Genomic DNA, 16,889 nt, shown 5'->3' with positions numbered 1-16,889 from the left:
GGGAGTTGGGTTTGGAAAAAAAGGGGGTGTTTGCAAAACTACCACCAAAGCAGATATCAAAGCGACTGCCAAATTTGCTATAATACACGCCTTACCTAACGATTTGGGGTAGGACTTTTTTGTGGCAATCCTTGCCATTGTAATATTAACCAGATACTAAGGAACTAATATGTGCGGTATCGTTGGGGCAATTCGTGCCCATGCCAATGTGGTGGATTTTTTAACAGACGGGCTAAAACGCCTAGAATATCGTGGCTATGATTCGTCAGGCATTGCGGTATACAGTGAGAGCGAACAAAAGATTAAGCGAGTTCGTCGTGTGGGGCGTGTCGCTCTGATGGAAGAAGCGGTTAAACAAAAAGGACTGACGGGTCATATTGGCATCGGACATACCCGCTGGGCAACGCATGGCGGTGTGACCGAGCCAAATGCTCATCCGCATATCTCAGGTGGACTCATCTCGGTGGTGCATAACGGCATTATTGAGAACTTTGAAGCCGAACGTACCCGCTTAGAAGCGTTGGGTTATGAATTTGAATCGCAAACGGACACGGAAGTCATTGCTCACAGCGTCCACCATGAATACGAAAATAACGGCAAGGATTTGTACCGTGCAGTACAAACGGCATGCAGTCGTTTTCATGGGGCGTTTGCGATTGCCGTGATATGCCATGATAACCCTGCTCATATGGTGGTGGCTCGCATGGGCTGTCCACTCCTCGTGGCATTTGGTGATGAAGAAGTATTTATCGCATCTGATGTGTCGGCAGTCATTGCTTTTACTCGTAAAGTCACTTATTTAGAAGATGGCGACATTGCTTTGTTGTCCGCTAACGGCATTGACATGCTCCTTGACAAAAATGGCGACAAAACCGAGCGTGCGGTAAAAACTTCCGAGCTATCATTGGCAAGTTTAGAGCTTGGTGGGTATAGCCACTTTATGCAAAAAGAGATTTATGAACAGCCAAAAGCGGTGGCGGATACAGCAGAGATTTTCCTAGATGGCGGTTTTGTGCCAGAGAATTTTGGCGAGCGTGCCCCAGAGATTTTCTCAAAAATTAAAAGCATTAAAATCCTAGCGTGTGGTACGTCTTATTATTCGGCACTTACGGGTAGATATTGGCTAGAATCCATCGCTCGTATTCGTACGGATGTAGAGATCGCCAGTGAATACCGTTACCGTGATGTCATCGCTGACCCTGATGAGCTCATCATCACGATTAGTCAGTCGGGAGAGACACTAGACACAATGGAGGCGTTAAAATATGCCCAAGCCCAAGGGCATGAGTGTAGCCTGTCTATTTGTAACGTATTAGAATCTGCCCTGCCCCGAGCCAGTACGCTCGCCATCTATACCCGAGCAGGGGCAGAGATTGGTGTGGCAAGCACCAAAGCCTTTACTACTCAGCTTGTGATTTTATTTGGACTGGCAGTGACACTGGGCAAACTTCGTAGACATGTGTCTGATGATGAACTGACTGGCTATGCTGATGATTTACGTCAGCTACCGGGAAGCATACAGCGCGCCCTAAACTTAGAGCCACAGCTTGCGGTATGGGCAAAAGAGTTCGCCACCAAGCCGTCTGCGTTATATTTGGGTCGTGGCATTCATTATCCGATTGCCTTAGAAGGGGCGTTAAAACTAAAAGAGCTGACCTATATCCATGCCGAGGCTTATCCTGCGGGCGAACTCAAACATGGTCCTTTGGCACTCGTTGATGAGAACATGCCCGTGGTGGTCATCGCTCCGAACGATAAACTGCTTGATAAGGTCAAAGCCAATATGCAAGAAGTCGGGGCTAGGGGCGGAGAATTGTTTGTCTTATCTGACCTTGACAGCGACTTTGCCGAAACGGACGGCGTGCATATCATTCTCACACCACGTCATATCGGGGTGTTATCGCCCATTGTTCATACCATTGCCGTGCAACTGCTCTCCTACCATGTTGCTTTGGTGCGTGGTACGGACGTGGATAAACCCCGTAACCTTGCCAAATCAGTTACGGTGGAATAACCCTTGATTTTTGTTTGGCTTTTTATTATAATGAGCCGTTTTATGTGTCCGTGTGGCTCGGACGTGGATTGAGCTTTTCAATCTGATGATGATATGATATGCGACCTTTGAGCCATGTAGAAAGGTATGAGCCTATGTCATTTATTGGAGTATTCCATGAGTAACAAACATCCCCTAGTTCAACAAATTGAACAATCACAGCTAAAAGACCACCCTTCATTCGCCCCTGGCGATACTGTTGTGGTTAAAGTTCGTGTCCAAGAAGGCGACAAAGAGCGTCTGCAAGCCTTTGAAGGCGTGGTTATCGCTAAGCGTAACCGTGGTCTAAACTCATCTTTCACCGTACGTAAGATTTCAAGCGGTGTGGGTGTTGAGCGTGCATTCCAACTACACTCACCAATCATCGGTGGTATCGAAGTTAAGCGTCGTGGTGATGTTCGCCGTGCCAAACTTTACTACCTACGTGAGCGTTCTGGTAAGTCTGCCCGTATAAAAGAAAAATTGGGTGCCAAAAAAGACGCTTAATGTCTTATCTGATTTATCCAATCAAAACCCTGCCGACATGGTAGGGTTTTTGTGGTTTGGCTTTGTGCTCAGTTAATTCCAAAACGTGCCAATAAGCACGGAAAGCACGTCCTTTGATGGCGTTATTTTTATCACGCACAACAAAAAACACTCAACCGAAATTGAGTGTTTCTAAATATGGTGGCGTGGGGCAGGATCGAACTGCCGACACACGGATTTTCAATCCGTTGCTCTACCGACTGAGCTACCGCGCCAAAATTTTGATTAGCTTTATTGGCTAAGTGGTGCGTATTATATATGATTTTAAAAACTTTGCAAGCACTTTTTGCATATTTTTTGAAAAATTTTTAAAAACCCATGATTTTTACCCAAAATCCTTGCGTTTTGGGGTATGATAGCGTTTTTTGACGTGGGGGCGGACATGAGTAAATTGCAAACCAATGATTTAAACAGCATACAAGAGTTTACAAAAAATCAGCTAATGGCGGATTTTGATGTGTTATTTGACACCGCTAATCTACCAAACCCACTAAATGAAGCGTCTCGTTATGCCATTTCCAACGGGGGTAAACGGGTGCGTCCTTTGCTTGTACTGGCGACTTTTTTGGCAGCTGGGGGGTGTGTGGATACGCCTGTCTTTGGGGCGGTACGCCGTGCCATGCTTGCCATTGAGATGATTCACAGCTATTCTTTGGTTCATGATGACCTGCCGTGCATGGATGATGATGACCTGCGCCGTGGCAAACCGACCTGCCATGTGGTCTATGGTGAGGCTACCGCGATGCTGGTAGGGGATGTGCTACAGTCGCTTGCCTTTGATGTGCTGGGCGGCGATTATTGGGGTGATACGGATGATGTTAAATTCGCCAAACTCACCAAAATTCTAGCATCCAATGCCAGACGAATGGTGGCAGGGCAGCAGGCGGATTTAAATGGTGAACAAAAACAGCTTAACCAAAACGAGCTAGAAGCCATTCACAAGGACAAAACAGGGGCGTTAATCGTGGCGAGTGTTCTTATGGGGGCGGTGTGTGGCGGTACGTCTGATGAACGCATGGCAAGTCTTGGCGAGTATGCACGGCTTATCGGGCTTGCCTATCAAGTGCAGGACGATGTGCTGGATGTGGTGGCAGATACCCAAACGCTGGGCAAAATGGCAGGCAGTGATGAAAAACTGGACAAATCCACCTACGTCAAACTGCTTGGCGTGGACAATGCTCGTGCCTATGCCGACGAGCTCTTTGATAAGGCAAGAGAGCAAGTGGCAGATTTGGGCGATGACAATCTACTTTTGCAAATGGTGGATTGGCTACAAAAAAGAGATCATTAAAAACAGGATTTTGATGTTTGGAAAATATAAAATCGTCAGTTTTGTGATTTAAAAATTGATAACTGATTATAACTGATTAGAATTTACCCCCACCAATTTCCCCATCGCCTTTGGTACGCCCAGCCCATCACACCCTTTTTGCCAAACAAAATCGGCATGAATGGCGGTTAGGGCGTGGTTGATGTTGTTATAAAGTGTTTTATCAATATTTATATAAACCAATGACAAATGCCAATGAAAATGCGTAAGTGTGTGTTTGATGGTTTTGAGATGATTGATGGCAATGTTTGGCAAATTATCCAAAATTTGACGCTCAGCAAGGCTTAGGCGTTGGGCGTGGGTGTATTTATCGTGCATGGTTTTGGCGTGATGTAAATCATGGAGTGCATCGCCTTGTTTGTCATTTATCATCAGCATGGGCAGGGCATACAGTCCGTCCCAAATGCCTGTCCCTGTGTCGCTTTGGCGTTTTATCCATAACAGTTTATCATCATATATCAGAGCAAACACGAGCGAATGGCGGTGGGGTTTGTCCGCCTTTTTGGCTTTGACAGGATAGGCGGTGGGATTGCCGTCCTTATGGGCGGTGCAGTCGTCCGATAGCGGGCAAGAGACGCAAGCAGGGCGAGTGCGAGTGCAGACGGTCGCCCCCAAATCCATCATTGCTTGGGCGAACTTACCGCTATCATCTGTGGGCGTGAGCGTGTCGGCAAGCTCCCACAGCACCTTGTCAGTGGCGGATTTGGTGATGTCGCCGTCTATGCCTGCCCAGCGTGTCAGCACCCGTTTGACGTTGCCGTCGCATATCACGCCACGCCCACGCACGCCCATCGCCACTATCGCCCCTGCGGTGGAGCGTCCCACGCCACGCACGTTTTGCCATTCGTCCACCGTCTTTGGAAAATACCCATGTGTGGCGATATAATCCGCCACTTGCTTTGCCCCTGCGTGTAGATTTCTTGCCCGAGCATAGTAGCCAAGCCCTGCCCATAGGTTTGCCACATCGTCCCAGTCGGCAGCTGCCAAATCTTGTACGGTGGGAAATGTATTCATAAACCGCCCAAAATAACCCAAAACAGTGGCGACTTGGGTTTGTTGAAGCATGATTTCAGACAGCCAAACGGCATAAATGTCAGACGTGTCGGCATGATGATATTGCCAAGGCAAGTCATGGCGACCGTGCGTGGCAAACCAAGTAAGCAGGCGTGGGGCGAAAGTGGCGTGATTCATGGGTGGGGATAAAAGGTTTAAGATAACAGGAAACGTGATTATGGGGATGATTTGCCAATTTTCCATGGGCAAAGATGTGCTTGGGATAAATATGATAAACCCAGTCTTTGCCATAGTGTCAGAGATTGAAAGCTCAGAAATCCTGATAATCCTACCGCTCACACCAAAAATCGGGTATAATGGCACGCATTTTAAGTAGCCAACACCATGTCCTATCTCTACTCATTAGGTACTCGCCCATCCCATCTGTGGGGACTTACTTTGGTACTGTTGTCCTGCCACAGTGCTTATGCCAATAACACCGCCGTTGCCTATGGCGATAACGTGGCGACGGCTTATGCTGACGACCACAATCACGCCCATAACCACAACGCTCATAATACCAATAGTTCAAACACCGCCACCGCTTATGCTACGGCTTATGACGGGGGTTATGTGGTGGGGCAGTCCACGGGTTTGGCGACATCAGATGAGTCTGTTAGGGTTTTTGTGGGACAGCAGACGACAGCGAACACCGCCCAGAGTCTTGCCAGTTGTCCTGAGCATTTTTATGCCAATACCGCCCCGCAGTTGGTTGGCACCAAAGGACAAAAATTGGCTCGCAAAAATTATGAGCTGTGCTTTGATGGCTTTGCCGTGCTGTATTCAGGCATCTCACGCACGCCCATCTATTCTGCCGAGTATCTGACCCGTGAACGCATTCATCAGGCACGTTCACTGGCTCGCAAAGACAGCTTTCACGAAGAGAGCCGCCTGCCTGCAAACGTGCGAGCAACGCTCAATGACTATCGCCGTTCGGGCTATGACAGGGGGCATTTATCGCCCAATGGCGACATGGCGAATCTCTCACAGCAGTTTGATAGTTTTAGCCTAGCCAACATCGCCCCCCAAAACGGCACGCACAACCGTGGACTGTGGCAGGAGATAGAGCAAGACACACGTAATTTGACTCTACAATATGGCGAGCTGTATGTCGTGACAGGCGTGGTGTTCCAAGGTCGTCAAATCGCCCAAATCGGCGATGGCGTACTGGTGCCGAGCCACTTTTTCAAGGCGGTTTATGTCCCTAGCATCAACCGTGCAGGCGTGTACTATACGCCCAATGACGAAGCAGGCGTGGTCGAGCATATCAGCCTTGCCGAGCTGTCTGAACGCACGGGCATCAACGCCATGCCGTCGCTGTCGCCACAGGTGCAGTCATCGGCTGTTAATTTACCCCCTTTGTCTGAGCATGTGGACAGCGTGGATAAAGGGGATGATACAGAAGGTTGGCTTGCGATTTTGGTGCTGTTGGTGGAATTTGTGATGAGTTTATTAAAATAAGGTGGAGCGATGAATGTCTTTGACAATGACAGCGAAGTCCTACAAATCGGGGCTTTGACCATAGAAAATGGCACGGACAGTGTCATCATCAGTGGCGATGTAGAAATTACCAAAACGCAGGCGGGCAAGGCGCAGGCGCAGGCATTGTTTGACTTTGCACAGGCACTTTGTGCGGTGTTTGATGACTTAGACAGCCAAGGTTTGCCTGCTACTGCTGACAAAGACCCATCCAAAGTAGTCATGGTAAACAACCCTTTTGAGTAGACATGCCCTAGGCAGAAACATTTTTACCAAGCGATTACAAAAAGGTAAATGGCTTACAAAGTTAATGTTTGCAATTTAAAAAATCCTTGTTTATAATGGGTAAACAGTTGTCAGTACGAGTACTGACTGGCTTGGATTAATTAGATTTTTGTACACAGGAGTAAGCCATGAAATTAAACAAACTACTTGCCATCGGTCTGGGTGTTGCAGTATCTGCCAGCGGATTTGCCAATGATGATGCCATCGTGGGCAACTGGAAAATGAGTGAGAAGGGCGAAGCCAAAGCCATCATCAACATCAGCAAGTCAGGCAGTGGCTATCAAGCTGTGATGACCAAAGGCTTGACCGAAAAAGCCAAAAAGCGTGAAGGCACGACCGTCATCAGAGACATCAAAGCCCAAGGCGGTGGCAAATACGCAGGTAAAGGCAAACACCCAACCCTGCCCATCTCAGGCACTGCCAACATCACGCTAAATGGCAATAACATCACCATCAAAAGTAAAGCAGGTACGCAAATGGGCGTCAGACAGTAACCAAAGGCTGATTTAAACAGTTAAACACACAAAACCTCACTTCGGTGGGGTTTTCTTATAGGGCATTCTCGTCCGTCTCGCCCGTGCGAATGCGAATGACTTGCTCTAATGGCGTAACAAAAATCTTGCCATCGCCAATCTTACCTGTGTTGGCGGTATCAATAATGGCACTAATGACGCCATCAACCATGTCATCAGCACAGGCGATTTCTAGTTTGACTTTTGGTAAAAAATCCACCACATATTCCGCCCCACGATACATCTCGGTATGTCCTTTTTGGCGACCAAAGCCCTTGACTTCGGTGATGGTAATGCCGTTTACGCCAATGTCCGACAAGGCTTCACGGACATCGTCCAGTTTAAAGGGTTTGATAATCGCGGTAACAAGTTTCATAAAAATCCTTATTGGCAAGTAGCTTTTGCCATTATATGACAATTTTGGCAAAAATCCAACAACACCCACGCCAATTCTGATAGAATAATCATCCATTCATATTTTTGGCGATAGTCCAAAAAGTATGCCAAACTAGGTTTTCCGTTCGCCCTGAGCCTGCCTGTGGGTAGGAAAACCGTTATGGCTCGACAAGCTCACCACGAACGGTTTTCTTTAATTTGGGATTTCGCAAGAAGTCTAATATACTTTTTGAACTAGAACCGTGTTTTTAAAGGATAATATCATGGCAAATTATACAGTCATCGGCTTGGGCGGTTCTGGGCTGTCTGCGGTCAATTTTTTGGTAAATCAAGGACATACGGTTGCCGTTACGGACGGTAATTTTCCTCCATTGGCGGACAAATTGCCAAGCGGTGTGGCGACTTATTTTGGCGGTATCAATGCTGATATTTTACTTGCTTCGGACAAAGTCGTCATCAGTCCTGGCATCGACCCTACCACGCCTGCCATATTCCAAGCCATCGAGCAGGGCGTAAGTGTGGTCAGCGATGTACAAGTGTTTATTGAAAACCTAAAAAAGCGAGATACCCAAAACGGCACGCACACGCCCATTGTCGCCATTACAGGCTCCAACGCCAAATCCACCGTAACCACGCTGGTCGGACTCATGGCAGAAAAGTCAGGCAAAACCGTGGGCGTGGGTGGTAATATTGGCACACCTGCTCTTGATTTATTAAAGATTGACGGCATGGACATGGCGGTGCTTGAATTGTCGAGTTTTCAGCTTGAAATGATGAGTGAGTTTGGGGCGGACGTGGCGACCATTTTGAATTTATCTGCCGACCATTTGGACAGACATGGCGACATGGCAGGGTATTTTGCCCAAAAATTACGCATTTTTGATAATGCCAAAAATGCCGTGGTGTGGCTGGACGACAAAGAACTTGCCCGTGCCTGTATCGCTCATTTGCCCAAACACGCCCAAATGATAAGCACGTCAGGGGAGATTGGCGAGGGCTTTTCGGCAGATTTTTGTTTAAAAGGCGAAACGGACGAGCATGGCGAAACCATTTGGCTGTGTTATAATGGCGAAAAACTCATCTCATCTGATGAAATCTTGATTAAGGGCAAACATAATTTGCTTAACGCCTTATCCGCCTTAGCCTTGGGCAGTGCCGTGGGGCTTGACATGAATGCCATGCTTGATGTGCTACGGACGTTTATGGGCTTGCCACACCGCTGTGAATATGTGGCGGACGTGGGTGGCAAGGTGTATTTTAACGACTCAAAAGGCACGAACATCGGAGCGACACTCTCCGCCATTGATGGGCTTGGGGCGGTGTATGGGGAGCAGTCGCTTGCCTTGATTTTGGGCGGTCAAGGCAAGGGGCAGGATTTTGCTGAGCTTATCCCTTTTGCCGAACAGTTTGCCGACAGTATTTATCTTATCGGACAAGACGCCGATTTGATACAAAAAACGTTGGCAAACAGTCCTATTTTGGCAAGCAAAATGACACAAGCAGGCAAACTTGAAAAGGCGGTAAAGCTTGCCAGTCAAAGCTCTGCCAAAGTCGTACTACTGTCGCCTGCGTGTGCAAGCCTTGACCAATTTAAGAGTTATAATGAGCGTGGCGAGTGGTTTGTGGGATACGTCAAAGCGTTGGCGTGATTGGGCGGTGCTTGTTGGTATGGTCAAGCACATGTTTTGGGTGGGTTGTGGGGGCAAATTGCAATTTGCCCTATGATGGCACATTGACTTTGCCAAGATGGTTTTGCCCTTTTAATTTTTCGCAATACCAAACTTTGTCCGCAACCCTACCCGAACTCTACGCAATTTTTGCCCAAGCCTTTCTAATTTCCCCAAATTTTTACCAAATAATCAAGCATTTAGCAGAGATTTGGTTTATAATATAGCCCCCAAATTTTCCCAAGCATTGCCCTGTCATGAGTTTTTTTAACATCCCCACGACGATAGCCACATCGCCCTATGTACCGTCTGCTCGGACGGTGTTGATGACGAGCCTGTTTTTGTTGCTGTCCATGAGTCTTTTGATGATGGCGTCAGCGTCAGTGCCGTTTGCGATGACCAAAGGCTTGTCGCCCATGACCTTCTTTTATTCACAAGCGACTTATATTGTTATCGGTTTGTTGGCGGGCATGGTGGTGTATCGCTTTCCTTTGAAGTGGTATTTTGAAATTGGGCTGCTGGTGTTGGCATGGCTCGTGGCACTGTTACTGTTGATAGTGACGCTAATAACAGGGACGGTCATTAATGGCTCACAGCGATGGCTTGACTTTGGGGTGTTTAATTTCCAGACGTCCGAATTTGTTAAACTGCTGATGGTGTTGGTCATTGCTGACTATGTGGTCAGACGGTCGGCAGAAGTGCGGGGCAGTCTGATTGCAGGGTGGCGACTGACGGTGTGGTATTTGCCGATGATTGCCCTGATTTTGTGGCAACCTGACTACGGTTCGGTGGCGGTGATTATCGCCACAGCGAGCATTATTTTGTTTGTCAGTGGGGTGCCATTACCGCATTATGTGGCGTTGGTGTCGGCGGTGTTCGTGCCTGCACTGGTTTATGGACTACTGTCGTCGGATTATCGTAAAGAGCGACTCATGTCGTTTTGGGAGCCGTTTGATGACGTGCAGGACACCGATTATCAGCTGTCTCGCAGTCTGATAGCCTTTGGGCGGGGGGAGTTTGACGGGGTGGGCTATGGCAACAGCGTGCAAAAATTATCGCACCTGCCCGAAGCTCATACCGACTTTATTCTAGCCATCACAGGCGAAGAGTTGGGCTTTTTGGGGGTGGCGTTTGTGTTACTGCTTGAAGTGCTGATTGTGGCGACGATTATGAGAATCAGCCATACCGCCCTAAAACGTCGCCAACTGCGTCTTAGCTACATGGTATTTGGCTTTGGCGTGGTGATTTTTGGGCAAGTGCTGATTAATGCAGGCATGAACATGGGGCTTATGCCAACCAAGGGCTTGACCTTGCCATTTTATAGCTTTGGCGGTTCGTCCATGCTGATGGCACTTATCATGATTGCCATGATTTTAAAGGCGGACAAAGAAAGCGAGCGAATTTATCTGGAAAATAAAAACAGAGAGTATTAAAAGAGTTGGGGTGTTTAAACCATCCCCAATGTTGCTCCTTCTAACACGCGATTATCCCAATGACGAGTCGCCCACATGAGTATCGTGTCGGACGTCTCTTTTTGTAACTCTGCTGGCGGATTTTGCCCGAGCAAGGTTAAAGCGGTAAAGAGTAAATCGCTCACTTTATCAGGCGTGGTGGTGTCTATCGGTGTGGCAAGGTTTTGTTTGGAGAGTTTTTGTCCGTCATGATTGACAAGTAGGGGCAAATGATAAAAATAGTGAGGCGTGGGAAGGAGACATGCTTTGGCGATACAGAGCTGGGCGACCGTCATCGGCATGATGTCAAGCCCCCGCATGACGTGCGTTATTCCTTGCAAGCCGTCATCAATGGTGCAGGCGAGTATGTAGTTTATCATGCCGTTTTGGCGTTTGACGACCACATCGCCAAGACTTTTGGCAGGGTTGTCCCATATCACACCTTGTATGCCGTCAAAAAAGGCGGTCAGCATGTCAGGCAGGCACAGACGGATTTTGTTGTCGCTTAGGTTTTTGTGCAGGCATAATCGGGGGTAAATCGGAGCAAGGTGTAAATCCTTGATATTAACGTCATAAAAGCTCACCGCAGGTATGGATAGGGCGGATAGCTCCTTGCGAGAGCAGGTGCAGTGATAGGTGATGTTTGACAAATGAGCAAGATACTCATCATAAATATCTGTGCGTTTGGATTGAAATAGGATTTCGCCGTCCGAGTATAGTCCTAAATTTTCCAAATCGGTCAAGATAGAGACGGCATAATCAGGCTTACACCGCTCAAAGTCCACGTCTTCAATCCGCACAAGCCACTGTCCGCCCAATGACTTGATATGGCAATAACTTGCCAAAGCGGTACACAGCGACCCCAAATGCAACGCCCCAGTCGGGGACGGGGCAAAGCGACCGATAATGGGGCGTGGGTTCATGGCAGACTTAGTGTCCGTGATTTTGCTTTTCTTTCATCTCGGACATGGTTTTGCAGTCAATGCACTGCGTGGCGGTGGGGCGAGCTTCTAGGCGTTTTAGCCCAATCTCCGTGCCACACGCCTCACAAAACCCATAATCGCCTGTCTCAATCTCCGCCAGTGATTTTTCAATCTTACGCACCAGTTTACGCTCACGGTCTCTGGTGCGTAGAGCCAAAGCGAACTCTTCTTCTTGGGTGGCACGGTCGTTGATGTCTGCCATTGCCCCTGTTTCTTCGTTGATGTAGTCTTTGGTGCGTTCGGCTTCGGCTAACAGTTCGGTTTTCCAATTTACCAAAATCGCACGAAAATGCTCCAACTGAGCGTTCGACATATACTCTTCGTCTTTGGCAGGGCTGTAGGGAGTGAAAGTGGCGTTTGCCATGCGTTTATCCTTTAAAAATCGTCAATTTGACCAAGCATGAAAAAATTAACACTCAAAAAATTGCGTCCTAAATGGGGATATGTTTGGATTTTTCAAGTAATTCCATAAAAAATTTAAGTATTAGGGCATAGGGGTGAATTATATTCGCCCAAAAATCAACACGTTATCATAGGGCAAATGTGATTTGCCCTTACAAGTCCATCTAAAAGTATGGTCAATTAACAATGCTTTTTTAAAACCCGCTATTATCCAGCCTTTTGACCCATGTGTCTAGCGTACGATTGTTATATAATTGTAGCAAACGAAAACCGCTTGCTACATCATCAATACCAAACTCATCTCGGTGAGGGGCAAATTGACGAAACGTGGCAGGGCAGGTATAGAGCGTTCCACCATTTTCCTGCAAGATATGTGCCTGATGAACGTGTCCACAGAGAACATGGGGGCGATTGGTGGTATTGGTGGTGTGAGCGTTTAGTATCGCCCAAAATTCATTGCCATTTTGCAACATATGCTCATCTATCCATGCCGAGCCGACAGGGGTGGGGTGGTGGTGCAGGGCGATAAGGGTGGGCATGGCGTGATTTAGATGAGTCTTTAAAAAGGCAAGCTGGCCATCATCAAGTCGCCCATAGACATGACCGCCTACAGCAGAATTGACCACCAAAAGTTGCCAAGTGGCGTGGGGTAGCTCGATGATAAGGCGGTGGGTGTCAATGAGCCTATCATCTTCGGCAATGGGGAGAAATGTGCGTTTGTCAAAAGGCAAATCATGCCCTATCTCATGTGTTACGTCATGATTGCCCGCCAAGCACAGATAGGGGGTATTTGTTTTATCCAATGCAGCAAACAGCCAATCATAAAGGGGTAAATGACCTTCATTGACCAAATCGCCTGTGAGTAACAGTAAGTTTGGCTTAAAGGTTAAGGCAAAATCCAGCACTTTTAAAAATTTATCGGTATTGGTAGGGACGTGCGTGGATAAATGCAAATCGCTGATTTGAGCGATGATAAAATCGGACGGAGTGGATAGGTGGGTGGGGTAGGTCATGGGGCGGTGGCTTAAAAATATGGTTAAATGTAAATGGGTGGGGCAGATTGCCATTTGTGCAAATATTATTTGTTTAAGCACCATAGGGCAAATGTGAGTTGTCCCTAAAATGCCTTTTAAAAATATGATGAATAAAAAATGTCAAAATATCTTCGTAGGGATGTGTTGAACACGCCCGTTGATGTATTTTGAAATTAAATGACTATAATTTAAAATGGCAATTTATTGATTTTTTGGGCAGGGACGAATTGCAATTTGCCCAAAATTCATACATTATAAGGGTAAATACACCGCCTAAACGTTTGTTTTTTTGTTATTAAAAATTACAATTCACCAATTCATCAATTTACCAATTTACGACTTACCCAGCACCTTTCCCACCCCAAACACCGCAAAAAACCCAATCGCCAACGTCATGACAATCGCAAGTCCTGTTTGTACGTCAAGCCACACGCTTCCCCATACGCCTGTGGTTACGGCGATTTGGGCGATTATCATGGCAAAGATGACCATTTGTGTGGGCGAGTGAGCAAGCAGGCGAGCGATAAGAGCAGGTAGGATAAGTAGCCCTGTGATGAGCAAACTGCCAACCGCTTGAATAGCAACCGCACAAAACCCCGCCAGAAGCCCCATAAAAAAGAACTGTTCGGTCTTAGGATTGATACCTGCGATAGACGCTAGAGCTTCTGATGTGGCAAGTTTGACCTGTTTTTGCCAAATCCACGCCAAAAAGATAACCCCTGCCCCAACCATGACCGCCAAACGGGGCAAATCGCCCCAATCCATGTCAAGTAAGCTACCAAACAAAAAGCCTAGCACGTTGGCTTGTTGCTGGGTAAGCTGGGTGAGCGTTAAAAGCCCCAGACACAACAGGGACACGGCAAGCACCGACAGCGTGGCATCGCTTGGCAGTCGCTTGTCTTGCAAAAACATAAGCGTGATGACCACGCCTATGCTCACCACGCCCACACCCATGTCGGCAGGGATAGACAGCCACGCCCCAATCGCCACGCCAAGCAGAGCCCCATGAGCGAGCGTATCGGCAAAAAACGCCATGCGTCGCCACAGTACCAAACAGCCAAGCGGTGCAGAGAGTAGGGCAAGCAGTGAACCTGCTATCCAAGCAGGGGCGATAATCGGTAGCCAATCGTTCATAATTAGTGGGTATGCTGACAGTGGTCGTGATGATGAATGTAGGGGGTTTGGTGGGTGCTGTGATATTGCCCAAATAACGCAACAAACTCAGGCAGATGAGCGATGTCGGACGGCACGCCTTGACAGCAGATGTGTTTGTTTAGGCAGACGACACGCCGAGTGCCTTTCATGACCCAGTGCAAATCGTGCGACACAACGAGCATGGCACACGCCAAAAATGGGGGCATACTGTCTATAAAGTCATAAAGTAACTCTTCACTATCAGGGTCTAGCCCTTGCATGGGTTCGTCTAAGATGAGTAGGTCGGGTTTGTCAAGCAACGCTCTTGCCATAAGGACACGCTGAGTCTCGCCCCCTGATAGGTGGTGTATTTGGCGGTCAAGCAAGGGGGCAAGCGATAGTTTTTGTAGGACAAAATCACGCTCATCAGGCGTTAGGCGTTTGGTGTTTGCTTGGGCGAGCAAATCTTTGACACGTAAGGGCAAAATGCTTGGCACGCTAAACTTTTGGGGGACGTAGCTTATCACGCTGTTGTGCTTGATGATGTCGCCTGACGTGGGTTTGTTTAAGCCTAAAATGAGCTTGACCAGCGTGGACTTGCCCGCCCCGTTTGGGCCGATAAGACTGACCATTTCACCCTTGGATAAGCTAAGCGATATGTCGGTTAAAATCTTGTTTTGACCAGCATGAAAGCTGACTTTGTCTAAGCAAAACAGCTCGTCTGTATTAGCGACTGTGTTAGCGACAGGCACGACACACGCCTTTTAGTTCAATGACCGTGCGTTCTATGTCAAATCCTGCGTCATCTTTGGCAAAATTGACAATGGCGTCCACAGGTACGTTGGAGCACTCTTCAACGCTTTGGCATTTTTGACAAATCAAAAAGGCGGCGGCGTGCTTGGAGCGTGGGTGGCAACATGGCACATAGGCGTTCATGGAGCTTAACTGATGAATCAATCCTTCGGCAAGCAAAAATTCTAACGAACGATAAATGGTCGGTGGGGCGATGTTCTTGTTTTTTGCCCCTGATGAGTGGCGAGCAGACTGCAAGGCACTGATAAGGTCATACGCCCCAAGTGGCTTATCCGCTTCCAAAATCAGCCCGTACACTTCCTCACGCAAGGGCGTAAAACGCACGCCCCGAGCTTCACAGTGGGCTTTGGCATCAAGCATACGTTGTTTGGGGTCTTGATGTTCGTGGACGTTGTGGTGGTGGTCGCATTGGCAGGCGTGGTCGGTCATGATAGGCTCTTTTGGTTGTTCAAAATTATAAAATTACATTTAAAATATACGTTATTTTACCATAAAAATAGTTGGACAATTTTAAAATGACTGATGAATGCCATTGATATAACATATCATCAAATGGGCGGTGTTTGTGTTGGTAATTTTTAAGAAAAATGCTTGTTTCATCTTAATTTAGATACATTATAACAAAAGCCCATGATGTATGATATAATCTTACAAGACATTACCGCAAATTTATGCAAGTTTTGTGCCATTTTTTAAATAAATTTATTAAAAAGGTTGCCATGTTATTTTCTAAATTCCCCTTTGCTAAACTAAGCCTATTTGCCTTGCCTACCCTGCTGTCTGCGACCGTCCATGCAGGCACGGTAACGGTGAGTAATTATCCATTGTTACTTTTGTCCAATGCAGTAACACAGGGAGCAGAACCTGCCCAAATGCTACTATCTACAGGCGATGTTGGTCATCATGGTAGTCTCTCGCCAAGCAAAGTCAAGCTCGTGGGCGACAGTGATTATGTGGTGTGGTTCGGGCATGAGCTTGAACAAAATCTCGTTAAGACCTTAGAGAACGCCCCCAATGCCATTTCGCTATTTAAGATGAAGGCGTTTTATCGTCTGCCTATGAGGCAGCTTGATGGCACGCCCCGAGCTGACACCTTTGACCCACACATTTGGCTAGACCCAGAGAATGCCAAAGCCATTGTGCGAGCATTGGCGGTGGTGCATTCACACGCCAACCCTGAGCATAAGGGGTTGTATGCCGATAACGTCAAGGCGTTTCATCAAGCCATGGATAAGGCGGTGGCACAGGTGCCAAAAGAGCATAAGCGGGCGTATTGGGCGTATCATGATTCGTTCGCCTACCTTGAACGCTCGGCAAATCTACGTTTTGCAGGGGCATTGACCCCCGACCATCATTTGTCGCCCAAAGCCAGCCAATTTCGTATTTTAAATAACGACCGCCCATCGCCTTATATGTGCTTACTGTCGCAAGGGGCGATTTCGGACGGCATTAAAAACAAGCTCGGCAATGTCGGCACGCTTATCAAGCAAGAAGACATGTCAGACGGCACCGATTTTGTGGACGTGTGGCAGGCGACCGTCAATGAGATTTACGCGTGTATCGACCAAAAATAAATTGGCGGATAGGGCGTATATAAAGGCGATGTGGTAAGCATTGCCTTTTTGTCTATAAATGACATCTATCAAACTTGCTACAACCAAAGGCGTGTTTTATTTTCCTAAAACCGGCAAAAGCTTCATTCTATATTTATCATAAAAATAAATGATATTATCACTTTTTACTGATGAAAAAATGCTGATAAAATCTTGTAA

The 16,889-nt window shown here is 47.3% G+C and carries 17 protein-coding genes and 1 tRNA gene; 9 read left to right on the top strand and 9 right to left on the bottom strand.

What is annotated here, in order from left to right; all coding sequences use genetic code 11:
• The first annotated feature begins 169 nt into the window (after positions 1 to 169).
• The gene (gene glmS, locus B0182_RS08285; RefSeq protein WP_078274477.1) at positions 170 to 2,014 is read left to right on the top strand and encodes a glutamine--fructose-6-phosphate transaminase (isomerizing); all 1,845 of its coding nucleotides are present in this window, start codon (positions 170 to 172) and stop codon (positions 2,012 to 2,014) included.
• 156 nt (positions 2,015 to 2,170) lie between these two features.
• Positions 2,171 to 2,539 carry a 50S ribosomal protein L19 gene (gene rplS, locus B0182_RS08280; RefSeq protein ID WP_062501004.1) on the top strand — a complete coding sequence of 123 codons (369 nt, stop codon included), beginning with the start codon at positions 2,171 to 2,173 and terminating at the stop codon, positions 2,537 to 2,539.
• A 178-nt stretch (positions 2,540 to 2,717) separates the two neighbouring features.
• Here rplS and B0182_RS08275 read toward each other — a convergent pair.
• A tRNA-Phe gene (locus B0182_RS08275) sits at positions 2,718 to 2,793 on the bottom strand.
• 137 nt (positions 2,794 to 2,930) lie between these two features.
• Between B0182_RS08275 and B0182_RS08270 the strand changes: the two genes are divergently transcribed.
• The gene (locus B0182_RS08270; RefSeq protein WP_078274476.1) at positions 2,931 to 3,869 is read left to right on the top strand and encodes a polyprenyl synthetase family protein; all 939 of its coding nucleotides are present in this window, start codon (positions 2,931 to 2,933) and stop codon (positions 3,867 to 3,869) included.
• Between the two features lie 66 nt (positions 3,870 to 3,935).
• Here the strand turns inward: B0182_RS08270 and mutY are convergent, their stop codons facing one another.
• Entirely contained in the window at positions 3,936 to 5,099 is a 1,164-nt protein-coding gene (mutY, locus tag B0182_RS08265; RefSeq protein ID WP_228157754.1) for an A/G-specific adenine glycosylase, read from the bottom strand.
• A gap of 207 nt (positions 5,100 to 5,306) precedes the next feature.
• Here mutY and B0182_RS08260 point away from each other — a divergent pair, with 207 nt between their 5' ends.
• The 3 genes from B0182_RS08260 to B0182_RS08250 all read left to right on the top strand — a co-directional run bounded on the left by B0182_RS08260 (position 5,307) and on the right by B0182_RS08250 (position 7,219).
• Positions 5,307 to 6,422 (top strand): DNA/RNA non-specific endonuclease, encoded by a 1,116-nt coding sequence (locus tag B0182_RS08260; protein ID WP_078274474.1) that lies wholly within the window; start codon positions 5,307 to 5,309, stop codon positions 6,420 to 6,422.
• Positions 6,423 to 6,431: 9 nt separating this feature from the next.
• Complete coding sequence (locus B0182_RS08255; protein ID WP_078274473.1) at positions 6,432 to 6,686, top strand: hypothetical protein; 255 nt, start codon at positions 6,432 to 6,434, stop codon at positions 6,684 to 6,686.
• A gap of 167 nt (positions 6,687 to 6,853) precedes the next feature.
• Positions 6,854 to 7,219 (top strand): DUF2147 domain-containing protein, encoded by a 366-nt coding sequence (locus B0182_RS08250; RefSeq protein ID WP_078274472.1) that lies wholly within the window; start codon positions 6,854 to 6,856, stop codon positions 7,217 to 7,219.
• 55 nt (positions 7,220 to 7,274) lie between these two features.
• On the opposite strand, the gene glnK is transcribed toward B0182_RS08250, so the two are convergent.
• Positions 7,275 to 7,613, bottom strand: a complete 339-nt coding sequence (glnK, locus tag B0182_RS08245; RefSeq protein ID WP_078274471.1) for a P-II family nitrogen regulator — start codon at positions 7,611 to 7,613, stop codon at positions 7,275 to 7,277.
• A gap of 283 nt (positions 7,614 to 7,896) precedes the next feature.
• Here glnK and murD point away from each other — a divergent pair, with 283 nt between their 5' ends.
• Entirely contained in the window at positions 7,897 to 9,282 is a 1,386-nt protein-coding gene (gene murD, locus B0182_RS08240; protein WP_078274470.1) for a UDP-N-acetylmuramoyl-L-alanine--D-glutamate ligase, read from the top strand.
• Positions 9,283 to 9,557: 275 nt separating this feature from the next.
• Positions 9,558 to 10,733, top strand: coding sequence for an FtsW/RodA/SpoVE family cell cycle protein (locus B0182_RS08235; protein WP_051225921.1), 1,176 nt, complete (start codon positions 9,558 to 9,560; stop codon positions 10,731 to 10,733).
• A 14-nt stretch (positions 10,734 to 10,747) separates the two neighbouring features.
• Here the strand turns inward: B0182_RS08235 and gluQRS are convergent, their stop codons facing one another.
• The 6 genes from gluQRS to B0182_RS08205 all read right to left on the bottom strand — a co-directional run bounded on the left by gluQRS (position 10,748) and on the right by B0182_RS08205 (position 15,546).
• Complete coding sequence (gene gluQRS, locus B0182_RS08230; protein WP_078274469.1) at positions 10,748 to 11,674, bottom strand: tRNA glutamyl-Q(34) synthetase GluQRS; 927 nt, start codon at positions 11,672 to 11,674, stop codon at positions 10,748 to 10,750.
• Positions 11,675 to 11,681: 7 nt separating this feature from the next.
• A complete protein-coding gene (gene dksA, locus B0182_RS08225) occupies positions 11,682 to 12,098 on the bottom strand; it encodes an RNA polymerase-binding protein DksA (protein ID WP_078274468.1) in 417 nt (138 codons plus the stop codon).
• Positions 12,099 to 12,330: 232 nt separating this feature from the next.
• A complete protein-coding gene (locus B0182_RS08220; RefSeq protein ID WP_158079663.1) occupies positions 12,331 to 13,149 on the bottom strand; it encodes a metallophosphoesterase in 819 nt (272 codons plus the stop codon).
• Positions 13,150 to 13,503: 354 nt separating this feature from the next.
• Positions 13,504 to 14,304 carry a metal ABC transporter permease gene (locus B0182_RS08215; RefSeq protein WP_078274466.1) on the bottom strand — a complete coding sequence of 267 codons (801 nt, stop codon included), beginning with the start codon at positions 14,302 to 14,304 and terminating at the stop codon, positions 13,504 to 13,506.
• A 2-nt stretch (positions 14,305 to 14,306) separates the two neighbouring features.
• A complete protein-coding gene (locus B0182_RS08210) occupies positions 14,307 to 15,056 on the bottom strand; it encodes a metal ABC transporter ATP-binding protein (RefSeq protein WP_078274465.1) in 750 nt (249 codons plus the stop codon).
• Positions 15,043 to 15,546, bottom strand: a complete 504-nt coding sequence (locus B0182_RS08205; protein ID WP_078274464.1) for a Fur family transcriptional regulator — start codon at positions 15,544 to 15,546, stop codon at positions 15,043 to 15,045. The genes B0182_RS08210 and B0182_RS08205 overlap by 14 nt, the downstream gene beginning before the upstream one ends.
• Positions 15,547 to 15,836: 290 nt before the next feature.
• On the opposite strand from B0182_RS08205, the gene B0182_RS08200 reads away from it, so the two are divergent.
• Positions 15,837 to 16,691 carry a metal ABC transporter substrate-binding protein gene (locus B0182_RS08200; protein WP_078274478.1) on the top strand — a complete coding sequence of 285 codons (855 nt, stop codon included), beginning with the start codon at positions 15,837 to 15,839 and terminating at the stop codon, positions 16,689 to 16,691.
• Positions 16,692 to 16,889: the final 198 nt, after the last annotated feature.

The organism is Moraxella bovis (assembly GCF_002014975.1).
In the GTDB taxonomy this organism is placed as follows: Bacteria; Pseudomonadota; Gammaproteobacteria; order Pseudomonadales; family Moraxellaceae; genus Moraxella; species Moraxella bovis.
The sequence above is the reverse complement of the archived record's forward strand: the minus strand, read 5'-3'. Positions and strand labels throughout refer to the sequence as shown.

What these genes read in the sequence shown, in the direction of transcription:
- glmS (WP_078274477.1), top strand. Translation starts at nt 170, where the DNA reads ATGTGCGGTATCGTTGGGGCAATTCGTGCCCATGCCAATGTGGTGGAT.
- rplS (WP_062501004.1), top strand. Translation starts at nt 2,171, where the DNA reads ATGAGTAACAAACATCCCCTAGTTCAACAAATTGAACAATCACAGCTA.
- B0182_RS08270 (WP_078274476.1), top strand. Translation starts at nt 2,931, where the DNA reads ATGATAGCGTTTTTTGACGTGGGGGCGGACATGAGTAAATTGCAAACC.
- mutY (WP_228157754.1), bottom strand. Translation starts at nt 5,099, where the DNA reads ATGAATCACGCCACTTTCGCCCCACGCCTGCTTACTTGGTTTGCCACG.
- B0182_RS08260 (WP_078274474.1), top strand. Translation starts at nt 5,307, where the DNA reads ATGTCCTATCTCTACTCATTAGGTACTCGCCCATCCCATCTGTGGGGA.
- B0182_RS08255 (WP_078274473.1), top strand. Translation starts at nt 6,432, where the DNA reads ATGAATGTCTTTGACAATGACAGCGAAGTCCTACAAATCGGGGCTTTG.
- B0182_RS08250 (WP_078274472.1), top strand. Translation starts at nt 6,854, where the DNA reads ATGAAATTAAACAAACTACTTGCCATCGGTCTGGGTGTTGCAGTATCT.
- glnK (WP_078274471.1), bottom strand. Translation starts at nt 7,613, where the DNA reads ATGAAACTTGTTACCGCGATTATCAAACCCTTTAAACTGGACGATGTC.
- murD (WP_078274470.1), top strand. Translation starts at nt 7,897, where the DNA reads ATGGCAAATTATACAGTCATCGGCTTGGGCGGTTCTGGGCTGTCTGCG.
- B0182_RS08235 (WP_051225921.1), top strand. Translation starts at nt 9,558, where the DNA reads ATGAGTTTTTTTAACATCCCCACGACGATAGCCACATCGCCCTATGTA.
- gluQRS (WP_078274469.1), bottom strand. Translation starts at nt 11,674, where the DNA reads ATGAACCCACGCCCCATTATCGGTCGCTTTGCCCCGTCCCCGACTGGG.
- dksA (WP_078274468.1), bottom strand. Translation starts at nt 12,098, where the DNA reads ATGGCAAACGCCACTTTCACTCCCTACAGCCCTGCCAAAGACGAAGAG.
- B0182_RS08220 (WP_158079663.1), bottom strand. Translation starts at nt 13,149, where the DNA reads ATGACCTACCCCACCCACCTATCCACTCCGTCCGATTTTATCATCGCT.
- B0182_RS08215 (WP_078274466.1), bottom strand. Translation starts at nt 14,304, where the DNA reads ATGAACGATTGGCTACCGATTATCGCCCCTGCTTGGATAGCAGGTTCA.
- B0182_RS08205 (WP_078274464.1), bottom strand. Translation starts at nt 15,546, where the DNA reads ATGACCGACCACGCCTGCCAATGCGACCACCACCACAACGTCCACGAA.
- B0182_RS08200 (WP_078274478.1), top strand. Translation starts at nt 15,837, where the DNA reads ATGTTATTTTCTAAATTCCCCTTTGCTAAACTAAGCCTATTTGCCTTG.